This window comes from Actinomadura rubteroloni, assembly GCF_002911665.1.
GTDB lineage: Bacteria > Actinomycetota > Actinomycetes > Streptosporangiales > Streptosporangiaceae > Spirillospora > Spirillospora rubteroloni.
On record NZ_MTBP01000001.1, the window covers coordinates 787,185 to 802,657 of the forward strand.

Below are 15,473 nucleotides of genomic sequence, written 5' to 3' on the forward strand. Positions count from 1 at the left end.
GGTTTGATCGGCTCATGGAGCTGCGCCGGTTCAGGTACTTCGTCGCCGTTGTCGAAGAAGGCGGCTTCACGCGCGCGGCCGAGCGGCTGCACGTCGCGCAGCCGGGGATCAGCGCGCAGATCCGGCTGCTCGAACGCGAACTCGGCGCGGAACTGCTCGACCGGACGGGCCGCGGCGTCCGCCTCACGGCGGCGGGCGAGGCGGTGCTCCCCTACGCGCGGGCGGCGCTCGCGGCGGTGGACGGCGCGCGGGACGCGGTCGCCGAGCTGGCGGGCCTCGTCCGGGGACGCGTGTCGATCGGGATGGTGACGTCCATGCCGTCCGACATCGTCCCCGACCTGCTCGCCGGCTACCACCGCGACCATCCGAACGTCGAGATCCGGCTGGTCGAGGGGAACTCGCACGGGCTCCTGAGGGAACTGCTGGCGGGCGCGCTCGACGTGGTGTTCGTCGGGCTGGCGGGGGAGCCGCCCGCCGGGGTCGGCGTGCAGACCGTCCGGGACGAGGAGTTCGTCGCTGTCGTCGGGCCGAACGATCCGCTGGCGTCCGCCGGGACCGTGCCGCTGCACGCGCTCGGCGACCGCGCCCTCGCCGTCCTGCCCACCGGGACGGGCGTGCGGGACGCCGTCGAACGCGCGTTCGCCGCCGCGGGCCTCACCCCCCGCGTCGCGTTCGAGGCCGCCGACCCGTACGTGGTCGCGCAACTCGCGGCACGCGGCCTCGGCGTGGCGCTCGTTCCGCGCTCCCTCGCTGACGCCCATTCGGACGAGTGGCGCCGCGTCCTGATCGAAGGCGGTGTCCTGCGCGGCCGCCTCGTCCTTGCGTGGCGCTCCGACGGCCCGGTGAGCCCCGCCGCCCGCGTCCTGACCACCCGAGCCCGCGCCCGCCTGTAGCCCGCGCTCGCTCGTGGGGCTGCGCTCGCTCGTGGGCTGCGCTCGCTTGTGACTGCGTCTGCTTGTGCCCGCGCCCGCCTCGGCTGCGCCTGTCTGTGCTCGCGTCCGCCGTCACCAGGCAGCGCCGTGCCGGCGGTTCCTCCGCTGCGTCCGCCTGTGCCCGCGCTCGTCTGGGCCGCGACTGCCTGTGCCTGCGCCCGCTTGCGAGGCAGCGTCTGCCGCGCCCGTCTCGGTCGCATCTGCCTGTGCCCGCCTGTGCCCGCGCCTGCGTGTGCTGTGCGCCTGCCTGTGGCTTTGCGGCTGTGGTGCGGCTCGGGTTGAGGGCGTTCGGTGGGATTACGTGGGGGTGAGGCGCCAGAGGGAGGTTGTTTCGGCGGCGCGGGCCGTGTGGAGGGGGTCTGTGGGGTCCAGGGCCTTCGGGTGGCGGGGGCGGATGTCGTCGCGTGCCAGGACCGTCAGGTTCGCTGCCCGGAAGTGGGTCAGGAGGGTTTCGCGGGTGCGCAGGGAGAGGTGTTCGGCCAGGTCGGAGAGGATCAGCCAGGCTTCGCCGCCCGGTTCCAGGTGCGCGGTGACGCCGGTGAGGAAGTTTCGCAGCATGCGGCTGTCGGGGTCGTAGACGGCGTGTTCCAGGGGTGAGGCGGGCTTGCCGGGGAGCCAGGGCGGGTTGCAGACGATCAAAGGGGCGCGGCCGGCGGGGAACAGGTCGGCGCGGACGACCTGCGCGGTCCGCGCGTAGCCGAGGCGGTCCAGGTTCGCGCGGGCGCAGGTTAGGGCGCGGGGGTCCTGGTCGGTGGCGACGACCTCGCGGACGCCGCGTCGTGCCAGCACCGCTGCGAGTACTCCCGTGCCCGTCCCGATGTCGAAGGCCCGCGCGGACGATGGGAGCGGGGCCTGCGCCACCAGGTCGACGTATTCGCCGCGGACCGGGGAGAAGACGCCGTAGTGCGGGTGGATGCGGTCGCCGTCGAGGGCGGGTATCGGCACGCCCTTCACCCGCCACTCGTGCGCGCCGATCAGACCCAGGACCTCGCGCAACGACGACACGTACGGCTCGTCGGACGGGCCGTGGACCTCTTCGCAGGCCGTCCGGACGTCCGGCGCCCGCCGCAGGTCCAGCCGGTGGCCGGGCGCGAACGGGACGAGCAGCGACCCGAGCTGCCGCGCCCGCTGCGCGCGGGCCTGGCGGAACAGGTGGAACGCCTGCGGGCCGTCCGGGACGGCCTTCGGACGCCGTTTCGGCTGGTCGACGCGTCGCGCCAGCGCTTGAAGCAGCGTCCGGGCGTTCTGGTAGTCGCCGCGCCACAGCACCGCCGTCCCCTGCGAGACGAGCCGGTACGCGTCGTCGGCGCGCAGTGAGTCGTCGGCCGCCACGACGCGGCGCGGCGGCGGGGCACCGGCCGCCGACCGCCAGGCGGCCGATCGTGCGGTGCCCGTCTCGTCCCACTCGATCACGTCGGCCACGGGGCGATCCTTCCAGCTCCGGGCCCGGAGTGAGACGATCAGGGCTGACCGAAAAGGGGTTTTGATGCGTCTTCCTGGCCCGATGCACGTGGCGAACGAGGGTCTGGCGTTCGTCCTGGAACTCGTGGCACTGGCCGCGCTCGCCTGGTGGGGGTTCGCGATCGGCGGCGTCCCGGGCGTGCTGCTGGGCATCGCCGCGCCCCTGGCCGCCGCCGTGCTCTGGGGTTTGTTCGCCGCGCCCAAAGCCAGGGTGCGGCTGCCCCTCGCCGGGATCCTGACCGTCAAAGCCGTCGTGTTCGTAGCGGCGGGACTGGCCCTGCACGGCGTCGGCCACACCGTGTGGGGTGCCGTGTTCGTAGGCGTCGCGGTCGTTAACGCGCTGGTCGCTGCGGCGGACCGCGACGCCCACCGCGTCAGCCCGGGACGCGGTTGAGGAACCCGTTCACGCGGACGAAGCGCCCGTCCGCGATCTCGGCGACGTCGAACCCCTCGATCGGCGCGGGTCCGTCCGCGGGCCCGAGTTCCCAGGTGAAGCGGGCGATGTCGTGGTGGGCGTCCACCGCGCCGACGAGCCGGAAGACGAAGCCGGGGAACTGGCCCTGGACCGCGCCGATCGTCGCGTCGATCGCGTCCGGGCCCTCCGCGACGGCCAGCGGGTCGACGTAGACGGCGTCGTCCGCCCAGACCGCCGCGACGGCCGCGCGCCGCGCCGCCGGGTCCGTCTCGTTCCAGGCCGCCAGGTACCGTTCCACCAGGTCGTGTACGTCGCTCATGTCCTTGCTCCTTTCGACGTCCTCAGCTTCGCGGCACCCGCGGCACGAAGGCGATGACCTCGGAGGTCATGAGGTCGATGTCGGATTTCCGCCAGTGAGCACCCGTCCCGATCGGTGATGCTGGGGGACATGCACGAGGACGTGGAACGATGCGTACGGGCGGTCCAGGCCAAGGACGACCGGTTCGACGGCTGGTTTTTCACGGCCGTGATAACCACCGGGATCTACTGCCGTCCGAGCTGCCCCGCCGTCCCGCCGAAGCCCGAGAACATGCGCTTCTACCCGAGCGCGGCGGCGGCGTCCGAAGCCGGGTTCCGGGCGTGTAAGCGGTGCCGTCCGGACACCAGTCCCGGCTCCCCCGAATGGAACCACCGCGCCGACGTCGTGGCCCGCGCGATGCGGCTCATCGCCGACGGGGTCATGGACCGCGAGGGCCTGCCCGGCCTCGCGAGCAGGCTCGGCTACAGCGCCCGGCAGATCGAGCGGCAGCTCACCGCCGAACTCGGCGCGGGGCCGCGCTCGCTCGCCCGCGCCCAGCGCTCCCAGACCGCGCGGGTCCTGATCGAGACGACCGCGCTGCCGATGTCGGACATCGCCTTCGCCGCCGGGTTCGCCAGCATCCGGGCGTTCAACGAGACCGTCCGCGCGGTGTTCGCGCTGACGCCCACCCAGCTCCGCGCCCGGCGCGCGGGCGCCCCGGCCGGCGCGCCCGGCACGATCGCGCTCCGGCTGCCTTTCCGCAAACCGCTCAATCCGGACAACCTCTTCGGTCATCTGGCCGCGACCGGCGTCCCCGGCGTCGAGGAGTGGCGCGACGGCGCCTACCGGCGGACGCTCCGGCTCCCGCACGGCCCCGGCGTCGCCGCCCTGCGCCCGGGTCCCGAGCACGTCGCGCTGACCCTCACCCTCGCCGACCACCGCGACCTCGGCGTCGCCATCGCCCGCTGCCGCCGGCTGCTCGACCTCGACGCCGACCCGGTCGCCGTGGACGACCTGCTGCGCGCCGACCCCGTCCTCGCCCCGCTGGTCGACAAGGCGCCGGGACGCCGCGTGCCGCGCACGGTGGACGGGGCGGAGTTCGCCGTCCGGGCCGTCCTCGGCCAGCAGGTGTCGACCGCCGCCGCCCGCACGCTCGCGGCCCGGCTCGTCACCGCGCACGGCGAACCGGTCGCCGACCCGTCCGGCGGGCTGACGCACCTGTTCCCGAGCCCGGCGGCGCTCGCGGACCTCGATCCGGAGCGGCTCGCCGTCCCGGGCGCGCGGCGGACGGCCCTGACCGCGCTCGTCGCCGCCCTCCCCGGCCTGGACCTCGGCGTCGGCAGCGACTGGACCGAGGCCCGCGCCCGGCTCGCGGACCTGCCCGGCATCGGACCCTGGACGATCGAGACCATCGCCATGCGCGCGCTCGGCGACCCCGACGCGTTCATCCCCGGCGACCTCGGCGTCCGCGCGGCGGCCCGCGACCTCGGGCTGCCCGCCACGCCGGGCGCGCTGACCGCCCGGTCGGCGGCCTGGCGGCCGTGGCGGGCGTACGCCGTCCAGTACTTGTGGGCGGCGGGCGACCACGCCATCAACCATCTCCCTGGAAAGGACCTCACATGAGCGTTGTGCACACCGTTGTGGACAGCCCGATCGGTCCGTTGACGCTCGTCGCCGACGACGACGGACTGCGCGGCCTCTACATGAACCGGCAGCGGCACCTGCCGGACGAGGAGACGTTCGGTCCACCCGACGACGGGCCGTTCGACGCCGTCCGCAAGCAGCTCGACGCCTACTTCGCGGGCGACCTCACCACGTTCGACGTCCCGCTGTCGTTGCACGGCACCCCGTTCCAGCGCCGCGTGTGGGAAGGACTGCTCGCCATCCCGTACGGCACGACGTGGAGTTACGGACAGCTCGCCGATGCGATCGGCAGCCCCGGCGGGGCACGGGCGGTCGGGCTCGCCAACGGCAAGAACCCGGTGTCGATCATCGTCCCGTGCCATCGGGTGATCGGGGCGTCCGGCAGCCTTACCGGCTACGGCGGCGGGCTGGAGCGCAAGCGGGCCCTGCTGGACTTCGAGCGCGGCGGCGCCCTTTTCTGAACTGTCGGACCCGCGAGTTACCGTGCGGGGGACGCACCGAGCGAGGGAGAGCATCGTGGAGTTCCGGGTGGACCGGCAGACGCTGGCGGACGGCGTGGCGTGGGCCGTGCGGACCGTCCCGTCCCGGCCCGCGCTGCCCGTCCTGGCGGGCCTGCTGCTGACGGCGGACGAGTCGGGGACGGTGACGGTCGCCGGCTTCGACCTGGAGGTCTCCGCCCGCGCCGAGATCGACGCGGACGTCACCGTGCCGGGCCGCGCGCTCGTCCCCGGACGGCTGCTCACCGAGATCGTCCGGAGCCTGCCCGCCCAGCCGGTGGAGGTCACGGCGACGGGCTCGGAGGTCGTGCTGCGCTGCGGGAGCGCGGAGTTCGGCCTCCAGATCCTGCCCGTCGAGGACTATCCGGCGCTGCCCGAACCGCCCGCCCCCGCCGGGACGATCCCGTCCGAGGTGTTCGCGGCGGCCGTCGCGCAGGTCACGCCCGCCGCCGGACGCGACGACACGCTGCCGATGCTGACCGGCGTCCGCATCGACTTCGACGGCGCGACCATGCGGCTGGCCTGCACCGACCGCTACCGCATCGCGGCCCGCGAGGTCGCCTGGACGCCCGCCGACCCCGAGTTCGCGACCGGGGTGGTCGTCCCGGCCCGGACGCTCGCCGACACCGCCAAGGCGATCCGCCCCGGCGCCGAGGTCACGATCGGCCTAGCCGGCCACGGCGCGACGCTGATCGGCGTGTCCGGCGGGGGCCGCAGCATGACGACGCGGCTGCTGGACGACCAGTTCATCGACTACCGCTCCCGGCTCACCGGCACCTGGTCGTCGGTCGCGCGCGTCGAGACCGGCCCGTTCACCGAGGCGATCCGCCGCGTGGCGCTCGTCGCGGACCGGGCCACGCCCGTCCGGCTGGAGTTCACCGGCGACCGCGTGCGCGTCCGCGCGGCGGCGGGCGACGCGGCGCGCGCGAACGAGGAGGTGGCCGCCCGGCTCGACGGCGCCGACCTCGACATCGCGTTCAGCCCGCAGTACCTGCTGGACGGCCTCGCGGGCGTCCACGGCCGGTACGCGCGGCTGGAGTGCACGACGTCCACGAAGGCCGCGCTGCTCACCGGCATCCCCGACCCGGAAGGAGACGAAGAACCCGACGAGGACGCCGACACCGGCTTCCGGTACCTGGTCATGCCGATCCGCCTGACGTCCTGAGCGGCTTACGGGTCCAGCACCGCGAGGACGAACCGGACGTCCGCGCCGGTCTCGTTGACGTAGGCGTGTGGTCGGTCGCCGACGAACACGGCGGCGCCGCCCGCGCGGATCTGGTCCGTCCGGTCGTCGACGGTGAGCGTCAGCGTGCCGTCCTGCACGTAGAGGGCCTCCCTGACGCCGGGCGCGTGAGCCTCGGTCCGCCGCGCCTCGCCCGGACGCAGGTGCCAGTTCCACAACTCCAGCGACGGCCGCGGATCGCTGCCCGCGAGGAGCGTTCCGGTGCCGCCGTCGTCGCCGCGCCACAGGACGACGTGCCGCTCCGGCGGGAAGACCTGCACGGGCGGTGTCTCCTCCACCTGCACCAGGCGGGTGAGCGGGACGCGCAGCGCCTCGGAAATACGGATGAGCGTGCCGAGGTTGGGATTGCCGCGTCCCTGCTCGAGCCCGACGAGGACGCCCTTGCTGACCCCGGCGCGTCCGGCCAGCTCGTCCAGGCTCCAGCCGTGCCCGGCGCGCAGCGATCGGACGGTGCGCGCGACGGCCGCGCCGATCACCTCCTGGTCGCTCACGCGGCTCAGCCTAACGATCCCCGCGTTAGTTCGTTATGATGAACTCGGTAGTGCATTAAAATGACCGCACGGGGATCGCCGGGCGCCGCCGACCGGCGGAATGTGCCGGGTCGATCGGTGAGTTGTGCGGTCGGTGAGCGCGTCGGCTTGCGCCGGTCTGGAGTGTGACTTGTGGTGACGTTGCTGGCCCTGGGGGCCGCGGTCGTCTACGGCGTCGCGGATTTCCTGGGCGGATCGGTGTCGCGGCGTTCGACGGCCGTGCGGGTGCTGCTGGTGAGCGTCCCGGCCGGGATCGTCGTGATCGTCGCCACGGCGTTGCCGGGCGCTGCGCCGACATGGCACGGGATCGCCTGGGGCTTCGGCGCCGGCCTGTCGGGCGGTGCGGGGATGCTCGCGTTCTACCGGGCGCTCGCGCGGGGCCCGATGAGCGTGGTCGCGCCCGTGTCGGCGCTGGCGGCGGCCGTGCTGCCGGTCGCGGCGGGAGTGCTGCGCGGGGAGCGCCTCGGCGTGCCCGTCGTGCTCGGCGTGCTGCTGTGCCTGGTCGCGATCGGGCTCGTCAGCATGGAGAAGGGCGATGAGGAACGGGCCGTCGCGGGACGGCGCGCCTTCGACAACGGCCCGATCATGGCGGGCGTCTCCGGCGTCTCCTTCGGGATCTTCTTCATCCTGCTGAAGGAGGCGGGCGGCGACGGCGGCCTGTGGCCGATCGTGGCGTCCCGCGTCGGAAACCTCGCGGTCGTGGCAGTAGCGGCCGCGTTCCTGCTGCGTGCGCACGGCGGCCTCCCCGGAACACCGATCCGGGGACGCAGACTCGTCGGCCTGACCGTGCTGTCCGGGACGCTGGACGCGGGCGCGAACGCGTTCTACTTCCTCTCGGCCCAGTCCGGGATGCTGAGCCTGGCGGCGGTGCTGACGTCGCTGTACCCGGCGGTGACCGTCCTGCTGGCCCGCTTCGCCTTCAGCGAGCGCCTGCGCGCGATCCAACGGGTGGGCATGGCCTTGGCGGTGGCCGGAGTCACCCTGGTCACGGTGGGCTGAGCCCGGACTCGTCAGCGCGGAGAGCGGGAGAGGGCTCGGAAGATCGGTTGTGGCTCTTCCACCGCAGACGCGGCCCAAGATCATCCTGGCGAGGGAACCCGATCGCGGCTTCGGGGAACAACGGGTGAGGCGCACGCCGCGCACGGCCGGATCACCGGCTGCAGGAGACAGGAGCCGTATGACGGTGACGACTCGACAGGGCATGAGTGACGCCGCTGTCATCGAGCAGTCCTGGCAAGAGCCCGGAGTATTCGCCGCGCTGTATGAGCGCCATGCACCCCACATCAGCCGTTATGTCGCCCGCAGGCTGGGTGACGATCTCGCCGATGACGTCACCGCCGAGACGTTCTACCGGGCGTTCGAGAAACGCCGACACTACGACCTCGACCGTCCGGACGCCCGGCCGTGGTTGTACGGGATCGCCGCCAACGTCATGGCCCAGCACCACCGCAAGGAGACCCGGATGCTGCGGGCGTTCGCCCGCAGCGGCGCCGATCCCGTGGCCCAGACCTACGGCGGTCAGCTGGAAGGCGCCGACGACCGGGTGACGGCGACCGGGATGCACCAATCGCTCGCGGCGGCTCTCGCCGGCCTGAGCCGGGCGCACCGGGAGGTGCTGCTGCTGATCGCCTGGGCCGATCTGTCCTACGAGGAGACGGCCCGCGCGCTGGACACCTCCGTGGGGACAGTGCGGTCACGGCTGCACCGGGCCCGAAAGAAGATCCGCGCCGCGCTCGGCGACGCAAACCCCATGTTCGTCACAGGGAACGGCGGAGGTACCGACCGTGAACGACCTTGACCTCGTGCGCACGATGCGCGTGGATGCTCCCATCCCGTCGCAACGGCGTTTGGACACCGGCCGGGAGCAACTGCTGGCTGCCATCGACTCCCCGTCCGTGGCCCCGCGCGCCGCGGGGGCGGGCCGGCGTTTCGGAGGCGTGTGGGGCTTGCTGCTCGCCGGTGGCGTGGCCGCGGTCACCGCCGCCGGTGTGGCCATGGCCACCCGGACCGGCGGTTCCCCCGTCACGCTGCACAACCTCACTCCCGCCGCCGAGTGGGCCAAATACGCCGATCCGCTGGTGGAACGCGCGGCCTTCGGCTGGCTGCCGGACGGCATGCGCGCCAACGGCTACGTCGCCGACAGCCAGGACGAGAAATACTTCCAAGTCACCGCACGGACGGGAAAGGCGAAGGGGGGAAAGAGCGTGACTCTCACCGCCTACGAACGCGGAACGGAGCCGCCTCTGGGGTACCTTCCCGGTGGTGTCCCGGCCAAGCGGATCCCCGCGATGCCCATCAACGGCCACCGCGCTTACTGGATCTTCAAACCGGACCCATCCGGACAGTCGTCGTTCGAGCTGCGCTGGCAGTACGCCCCGAACAGATGGGCCGACCTGGAAGGCGACCAGATTCCCGGGGACAGCGCCGAGCTGACCAGGACGGCGTACAAGATCGCCGAGTCCGCGACGTTCGGCGGCAGCCGGCCGATCGCACTGCCCCTGCATGTCGGCGGCGTTCCCGGCGGGTTGCAGCCGGATCGGACGGTGCTCAACAACGGCGCATACGGGCAGGTCAGCGTCATCATAGGTTACTTCGCCGAGCCGTCATCCGAACTGGGCATCGGCATCGTCGAATCGGATCTTCGCAACAACACGAAGCCCCGCCCCAACACGAGGCTGCGCGGATATCCCGCCTACCAGACACCGCGTCTCATGTACGTGTACGGAGTCAACGGCTTCGACGTCCAGCTCAGCGCCTCCGGCTCGATCCTGGCGGAGCTGAACAGGACCGGCGGGCTCGCGGGCCTGTTCAACCGGATGACGATTCTCGGCGTTGACGAGGCGAATTGGACCACCAACCCGGTCAACTGAGGCTCTGCTGAGACTGGAAAATGTTGAGGGTGGCACCGATTGGTGCCACCCTCAACGCGTTCGGCTGAGTCAGCGGCCATCTGCCCGAGGGGGCGTGGGACGTCGTCAGCGGCGCAGCCCCGCGAGCGGCCGCGACGCCTGGGCCGTGAACGCGGTCGGCGACGGGACGTGCGAGCGGATCCGCCGATGGGTGAGGTTGAATCCGAAGTAGCCGTTGGCGGCCACCGTGGCGCAGCGCTCGACGTACTGCGGGAATCCGGGCAGTGGCATGAAGACCCTGGGCTTGCCCGGAATGTTGGCGCCGAGGTACCACGAATTGCAGGTGGGCAACAATGTGGACGCCGCGACGTTGTTCACGTGCCGGACCCACCCCGCGGCAGCGGACGTCGTGGCTTCGATGCGGACGATCCCGGAGCGCCGCGCATGGTCGAGGCAGTCGCCGATCCATTCGACGTGGTGCTCGATGGCCATCACCATGTTCGTGAGGACGGAAGGGCTGCCGGGCCCGGCGACGATAAACATGTTGGGGAAGCGGGGAACGCCGAGCCCCAGATAGGTGCGCGGCCCATCCCGCCACGCCTCGCGCAGCGGCAGCCCGTCCTGTCCTCGGACGTCCATCGCGAGAAGCGCCCCGGTCATGGCGTCGAACCCGGTCGCGAAGACGAGATGGTCGAGCGGGAGGCTTTCAGTCGCCGTCCGGATCCCGGTCGGGGTGATCCGCTGGATCGGCGAGCGGTTGAGATCGACGAGCCGGACGTTCGCACGGTTGTAGGTCTCGAAGTACCCGGAGTCGAGGCAGAGCCGTTTGCAGCCGATCGCGGCCGTCGGCATGAGCGCGTCGGCCACCGCGGGATCACGGACGACGTTCCGGATTTTGCGGCGCACGAAGTCCGCCGCGAGATCATTGGCCGCGCGTTCGACGACGAGATCGGTGAACGCGGAGATGAACCCGAAGCCACCGGTCCGCCACCGCTCCTCGAATTCTCGCTCGCGCGCGGCGGCGGGCGTGCTGAGGCTTTCGGCCGTTCCCAGCGGCGTGCGGGCACCGAAGGCGGTGGCCCGGCTCCGGCCTTCCGCGCGCAGTCGCGCGTAGTTCGCTTTGACCTCGTCCAGTTCCTCGCGCGGAAGCGGCCGGTTGCGCGCCGGAACGGAATAGCCGGGGGTTCGCTGAAAGACGACCACTTGCTCGGCGTGCTCGGCGATCCGCGGTATGGCCTGGATTCCGGACGATCCGGTACCGACGACGCCGACACGCGCACCACGAAAATCGACGGGTTCATGGGGCCAGCGGCCGGTGTGCAGGACACGGCCGGTGAAGTCGCCGAGTCCGGGCAGGTCCGGAACGTTGGCCGAGGACAGCGCCCCGGTGGCCATCACCAGGAAGCGGCCCCTGGCCGTCACACCGTCTCGGGTGCGAACGGTCCAAAGATTCGTGCCGTCGTCATAGGTGGCGGATTCGACACGGGAGTCGAAACGGATATCGCGCCGCAGGTCGAACCTGTCGGCGACGTGTTCGAGGTAACGAAGGATCTCCGGCTGGCCCGCGTAGAGTTCGGACCACGTCCAGTCCTGTTCCAGCGACTCGTCAAAGGAATAGGAGTACTCGATGCTTTCGACATCGCACCGCGCGCCCGGATACCGATTCCAGTACCACGTCCCGCCCACCCCACTGCCGGCTTCGAAGCACCGGACCCGCCAGCCCGACCGGCGGAGCCGGTGAATCGCGTAGAGACCGGCGAATCCGGCACCGACCACGATGACATCAGTTTCTTCGATCATGCGGGCCATCCTCCGGCCATGGGCGACGATGAAAACCGAAGCTAGTGGCTGGGGATTGACCAGTCAAGACTTATCCAAAACACATAATCAGACATGGAAGTCGCGCCGAAGAACCTGGTTCAGGACCGAAAACGCGCCCCGGAGAAGGGTGGTGACGAGTATCGCCCTGATCACGGTAAGTTGACGGAACGGCTGACAGAAAGTTGCCGGATCCGGACGACTCTGGCTGTATCCACTAGCCCGCCCGCCGCGGGCCCGGATAGTTTCCGCCCATGATCATGAACGAGCGGAAGAGCACGAAGCGCTATGCGCTGGCGGGCCTGACGGGGGCACTGCTCATCACACTGGCGGGCTGCGACTCGTCCACGAAGGACAAGGACCCGGCGGCCTCGGCAGCGGCGGCGCCGACGACCTCGGCGCCGAAACCGGCCCCCAAGAAGCCGATGACGGCGGCGGACGTCCTGAAGGCGCTGGAGGCGGCGGGGCTTCCGATCAAGACGACGGTCGTCTACACGGCGAAGACCGACCCGAACGAGATGCTGGGCAAAGAGGGCAAGTACACGAGCAAGGCGACCTGCGCCGACGAGCGCGTCAACCTGTCGAAGGTGCGCGACCGCAGCAAGGGCAACGTGGACCTGGGCTGCGACGTCGAGGTCTTCGCGACGAACGCGGGAGCCCAGGCGCGCTCGGCCTACATCAAGGCGTCCATCGCGGCGGTGGGAATCCTGACGAAGGAGTACCACCTGATCAAGGGCGGCGTCCTGCTGCGCATATCAGGGATTCTGACAAAGAAGCAGGCGGCGGCCTACAAGACCCCCTTGATGTCCCTGCCGGTCTAACAGAAAGAACAAGGACAAAGGAGAACGGGCGTCCGCAACCCACGCGCGGGGGCGTGGGGGCGGAGCCCCCACATCGGGGGGTTCGGGGGGTCGTCCCCCCGATGGACGCTGCGGGCCACCGGGAAGGTGCGGCGAAGCGCACCGAACAGCCGGACCCAGCGGTGGTGGTGGGATTCGAACCCACGGAAGCTTGCACTTCACACGCTTTCGAGGCGTGCGCCCTCGTCCACTAGGCGACACCACCGCCGGAGAGCTTACCGGACTCTGCGGTGCGCGAAGAACTCGATAAGGGGTTCGGCGCAGTCGGCGGCGAGGTACTCGGCGAGGACTTCGGGGCGGTGGTTGAGGCGGCGGTCGCGGACGACGTCCCAGAGGGACCCGACGGCGCCGCCCTTGGGGTCGACCGCGCCGTAGACGATGCGGGCGACGCGGGCGGCTACGGCGGCGCCGGCGCACATGGTGCAGGGTTCGAGGGTCACGACGAGCGTGCAGCCGGTGAGGCGCCAGCCGTCGGTGTGGGACGCGGCGGCGGCGCGCAGGGCGATGATCTCGGCGTGCCCGGTGGGGTCGCCGGTGCGTTCGCGGTCGTTGTGGCCGACGCCGAGGACGGTCCCGGCGGCGTCCAGGACGACGGCGCCGACGGGGATGTCGCCGTGCTCGGCGGCGGCGCGGGCTTCGACCAGGGCGCGGCGCATCGCGGGCACGTACTCGGGGTGGGCCGCGGACGGGTCGGTCACGCGTCGCGCAGCCGGTCGAACTCGTCGGCGAAGCCCGCCAGTTCGGCGAGGGCGCCGAGCGGGTCGCCGGGCAGGGCGCGGTCGGCGAGGTCGCCGAGCCGGACGGGGTCCACGCCGAGGTCGCGCAGCACGGCCGGGTCGCCGCCGGCGGAGCCGACGGGGACGTCCTCGAACAGTGGGCGGAACAGCGCGCCGAGCCCGTCGTCGCGGACGGCGGAGACGTAGGCGCGGGGTTCGCCCATCGCGTCCATCCGCAGGACGCCGAACCAGTCGTCGTTCTCCTCGACGAGCAGGAGGACGGGGTCCCCGGCGGTCTCGGCGGCGACGCCGCGCATCAGGTCGGCGACGTCGGCGACGTCCTCGGCTTCGTCCAGCGGGGTCTCGGCGCCCGACCAGCCTTCCGGCGCGCGGGCGAAGACGGCCGCGAATGTGTGCACCGTCTCATTCTCGCAGCCGCAACCCCGGACGGGCGAAGGCAAAACGAAGAGTTGGCTCAGCCGAGGGCGTCCAGGGCGCGTTCGAAGGCCTGGGCGAAGCCGAGGCGGCCGGCGATGCTGAGCAGCATCTCGTCGGGGTACAGCTCCAGGTCGCCGGAGATGGCGCCGAGTTCCATCTCGTCCAGGCCGAGGTCGGCGAAGATCGACATGTCGCCGACGGGGAGGACCTGGTCGAGTTCCTCGTCGTCGGGGACGGGGATGTCGAGCCGGTCGAGGACCTGGCGGGCGAGCGACCAGTCCACCGACGCGGTCACGTCCGACAGGAAGATCATCGTCTCGTCGCCGAGCAGCCGGATACCGACGAAGAAATCGTCGCCAACCGCCACGAGACCGATCGTGCCGCCGAGGCTGGGCTGCTGGCGGAGGGCGTGGACGAGCCCGTCGAGATCTTCCGTCAGCGCGACCGGGAGGATCTCCGCTTCCCAGCGCTCGTCCTCGCGATACACGACGACGGCGAAATCCGTCGCGTCGTCAACATCCGTCATCTCCACCCCACCGGCCCGTCTCCTGCCACGGCATGGTCGCAGATGCAGCGCGCCCTCGCGGCCATCACCGCCGAACTCCGTCCGGCGCGGATGGGCGGCGTCGACCGACGCCGCCGGACGAACCTACCGGATGCCGTTAATTGATGCGGAAAGTACGCCTGCGAAGGGCGGCGTGGATGCGGGCCCGCCGGGACCGGTGCGGCGTGACGCGGCGGCGCAGTTCCCGGGCCTCGGCCAGTTCCCGGAGGAAGACGGCCCGGCGGCGCAGGCGCTCGCGGACCTCCTCCGGGGTCGGCGCCGTCGCGGACCGACGGTCCGGATCGTCCCGTCGACGGTCTCCGACCTGCGGGTTCTCCTGTTCCCGATGGCTGGTCATATCGCCATACTGCCCGAACGGAACGCTCCCTATCCTGTCGCGGCCGATCAGTTCGCTGCCGGTACGGTGAGCGCATGCAGACCCTCGCCGTCGATCACCCGCTCGTCGCGCACAAGCTGACCACGCTGCGGGACGTCGAGACCGATTCGCCGACGTTCCGGCGGCTGGCCGACGAGCTGGTCACGCTTCTCGCCTACGAGGCCACCCGGGACGTGCGCGTCACGAACGTGGAGGTGCGGACGCCCGTCACGCGGACGCACGGCGTGCAGCTCACGAGCCCGAAGCCGCTGGTCGTCCCGATCCTGCGCGCGGGCCTCGGGATGCTGGACGGCATGACGCGCCTGCTGCCGACCGCCGAGGTCGGTTTCCTCGGCATGGTCCGCGACGAGGGCACCTTGCAGGCGGAGACGTACGCGTCGCGGCTGCCCGACGACCTGTCCGGCCGCCAGTGCTACGTCCTGGACCCGATGCTCGCGACGGGCGGCACGCTGGCCGCGGCGATCCGGCTCCTGCTGGACCGGGGCGCGGACGACGTGACGGCGCTGTGCCTCCTCGCCGCCCCCGAGGGCCTGCGCTTCCTGGAGGACGCGTTCGCCGGGACCGAGGCGCCGATCCGCGTCGTGACGGCGGGCGTGGACGAGCGGCTGAACGAGCGCGGTTTCATCGTCCCGGGCCTCGGGGACGCGGGCGACCGGCTCTACGGCGTGGTGTGAGCGCGGCTTTATTTCATTGCTCGTCCAATAAAGGGCGGATTCTTCGCCCGATCGGCCGACGAAGTGAGAGTTCCCTGACTTCGCGGCGGACGGGTCGTCACCATCCGTCCCGGCCAGGACCGCTTTGCTCGGGCTCGCCGCATGTTCGCCGACGCAT

17 protein-coding genes and 1 tRNA gene are annotated in these 15,473 nt (G+C 71.7%); 10 read left to right on the forward strand and 8 right to left on the reverse strand.

Annotated elements, in window-relative coordinates:
- The first annotated feature begins 14 nt into the window (after positions 1–14).
- Complete coding sequence (locus BTM25_RS03660) at positions 15–893, forward strand: LysR family transcriptional regulator (protein WP_103561327.1); 879 nt, start codon at positions 15–17, stop codon at positions 891–893.
- A 336-nt stretch (positions 894–1,229) separates the two neighbouring features.
- Here BTM25_RS03660 and BTM25_RS03665 read toward each other — a convergent pair whose 3' ends face one another.
- On the reverse strand, positions 1,230–2,354 hold the full coding sequence (locus tag BTM25_RS03665) for a methyltransferase (RefSeq protein ID WP_103561328.1): 1,125 nt from the start codon (positions 2,352–2,354) through the stop codon (positions 1,230–1,232).
- Positions 2,355–2,418: 64 nt separating this feature from the next.
- Between BTM25_RS03665 and BTM25_RS03670 the strand changes: the two genes are divergently transcribed.
- Positions 2,419–2,787: a YrdB family protein gene (locus BTM25_RS03670; protein WP_235828188.1), complete on the forward strand. Its 369-nt coding sequence runs from the start codon at positions 2,419–2,421 to the stop codon at positions 2,785–2,787.
- Here BTM25_RS03670 and BTM25_RS03675 read toward each other — a convergent pair.
- Positions 2,768–3,127 carry a nuclear transport factor 2 family protein gene (locus BTM25_RS03675; RefSeq protein WP_103561330.1) on the reverse strand — a complete coding sequence of 120 codons (360 nt, stop codon included), beginning with the start codon at positions 3,125–3,127 and terminating at the stop codon, positions 2,768–2,770. The genes BTM25_RS03670 and BTM25_RS03675 overlap by 20 nt on opposite strands.
- Before the next feature lie 129 nt (positions 3,128–3,256).
- Between BTM25_RS03675 and BTM25_RS03680 the strand changes: the two genes are divergently transcribed.
- Genes BTM25_RS03680 through dnaN form a run of 3 tightly spaced genes read left to right on the forward strand, consistent with a single transcriptional unit; the run spans position 3,257 to position 6,412 of the window.
- Positions 3,257–4,729, forward strand: a complete 1,473-nt coding sequence (locus tag BTM25_RS03680) for an AlkA N-terminal domain-containing protein (RefSeq protein WP_103562726.1) — start codon at positions 3,257–3,259, stop codon at positions 4,727–4,729.
- Positions 4,726–5,211 (forward strand): methylated-DNA--[protein]-cysteine S-methyltransferase, encoded by a 486-nt coding sequence (locus BTM25_RS03685; protein WP_103561331.1) that lies wholly within the window; start codon positions 4,726–4,728, stop codon positions 5,209–5,211. Before BTM25_RS03680 ends, BTM25_RS03685 begins: the two co-directional genes overlap by 4 nt.
- A gap of 55 nt (positions 5,212–5,266) precedes the next feature.
- Positions 5,267–6,412 (forward strand): DNA polymerase III subunit beta, encoded by a 1,146-nt coding sequence (dnaN, locus tag BTM25_RS03690; RefSeq protein WP_103561332.1) that lies wholly within the window; start codon positions 5,267–5,269, stop codon positions 6,410–6,412.
- A gap of 5 nt (positions 6,413–6,417) precedes the next feature.
- Here the strand turns inward: dnaN and BTM25_RS03695 are convergent, their stop codons facing one another.
- A complete protein-coding gene (locus tag BTM25_RS03695; RefSeq protein WP_103561333.1) occupies positions 6,418–6,981 on the reverse strand; it encodes a helix-turn-helix domain-containing protein in 564 nt (187 codons plus the stop codon).
- A 174-nt stretch (positions 6,982–7,155) separates the two neighbouring features.
- On the opposite strand from BTM25_RS03695, the gene BTM25_RS03700 reads away from it, so the two are divergent.
- The 3 genes from BTM25_RS03700 (at position 7,156) to BTM25_RS03710 (ending at position 9,890) form a co-directional block, all read left to right on the forward strand.
- Positions 7,156–8,019, forward strand: coding sequence for an EamA family transporter (locus BTM25_RS03700; RefSeq protein WP_235828189.1), 864 nt, complete (start codon positions 7,156–7,158; stop codon positions 8,017–8,019).
- Positions 8,020–8,197: 178 nt separating this feature from the next.
- Entirely contained in the window at positions 8,198–8,818 is a 621-nt protein-coding gene (locus tag BTM25_RS03705) for an RNA polymerase sigma factor (RefSeq protein WP_103561335.1), read from the forward strand.
- The gene (locus tag BTM25_RS03710; protein WP_146058943.1) at positions 8,805–9,890 is read left to right on the forward strand and encodes a hypothetical protein; all 1,086 of its coding nucleotides are present in this window, start codon (positions 8,805–8,807) and stop codon (positions 9,888–9,890) included. Before BTM25_RS03705 ends, BTM25_RS03710 begins: the two co-directional genes overlap by 14 nt.
- A gap of 105 nt (positions 9,891–9,995) precedes the next feature.
- On the opposite strand, the gene BTM25_RS03715 is transcribed toward BTM25_RS03710, so the two are convergent.
- On the reverse strand, positions 9,996–11,669 hold the full coding sequence (locus BTM25_RS03715) for a flavin-containing monooxygenase (protein ID WP_103561337.1): 1,674 nt from the start codon (positions 11,667–11,669) through the stop codon (positions 9,996–9,998).
- Between the two features lie 272 nt (positions 11,670–11,941).
- Here BTM25_RS03715 and BTM25_RS03720 point away from each other — a divergent pair, with 272 nt between their 5' ends.
- Entirely contained in the window at positions 11,942–12,508 is a 567-nt protein-coding gene (locus tag BTM25_RS03720; protein WP_103561338.1) for a PGRS family protein, read from the forward strand.
- Positions 12,509–12,667: 159 nt separating this feature from the next.
- Here BTM25_RS03720 and BTM25_RS03725 read toward each other — a convergent pair.
- From BTM25_RS03725 to BTM25_RS03740, 4 genes are all read right to left on the reverse strand, one after another.
- Positions 12,668–12,752: transfer RNA gene (locus tag BTM25_RS03725), tRNA-Ser, on the reverse strand.
- A gap of 10 nt (positions 12,753–12,762) precedes the next feature.
- Positions 12,763–13,203 carry a nucleoside deaminase gene (locus BTM25_RS03730; RefSeq protein ID WP_103562727.1) on the reverse strand — a complete coding sequence of 147 codons (441 nt, stop codon included), beginning with the start codon at positions 13,201–13,203 and terminating at the stop codon, positions 12,763–12,765.
- Between the two features lie 38 nt (positions 13,204–13,241).
- Positions 13,242–13,682, reverse strand: a complete 441-nt coding sequence (locus BTM25_RS03735) for a tRNA adenosine deaminase-associated protein (protein WP_103561339.1) — start codon at positions 13,680–13,682, stop codon at positions 13,242–13,244.
- Between the two features lie 56 nt (positions 13,683–13,738).
- Positions 13,739–14,227 (reverse strand): tRNA adenosine deaminase-associated protein, encoded by a 489-nt coding sequence (locus tag BTM25_RS03740; protein WP_103562728.1) that lies wholly within the window; start codon positions 14,225–14,227, stop codon positions 13,739–13,741.
- Between the two features lie 450 nt (positions 14,228–14,677).
- Between BTM25_RS03740 and upp the strand changes: the two genes are divergently transcribed.
- Complete coding sequence (upp, locus tag BTM25_RS03750) at positions 14,678–15,316, forward strand: uracil phosphoribosyltransferase (RefSeq protein WP_103561341.1); 639 nt, start codon at positions 14,678–14,680, stop codon at positions 15,314–15,316.
- Positions 15,317–15,473: the final 157 nt, after the last annotated feature.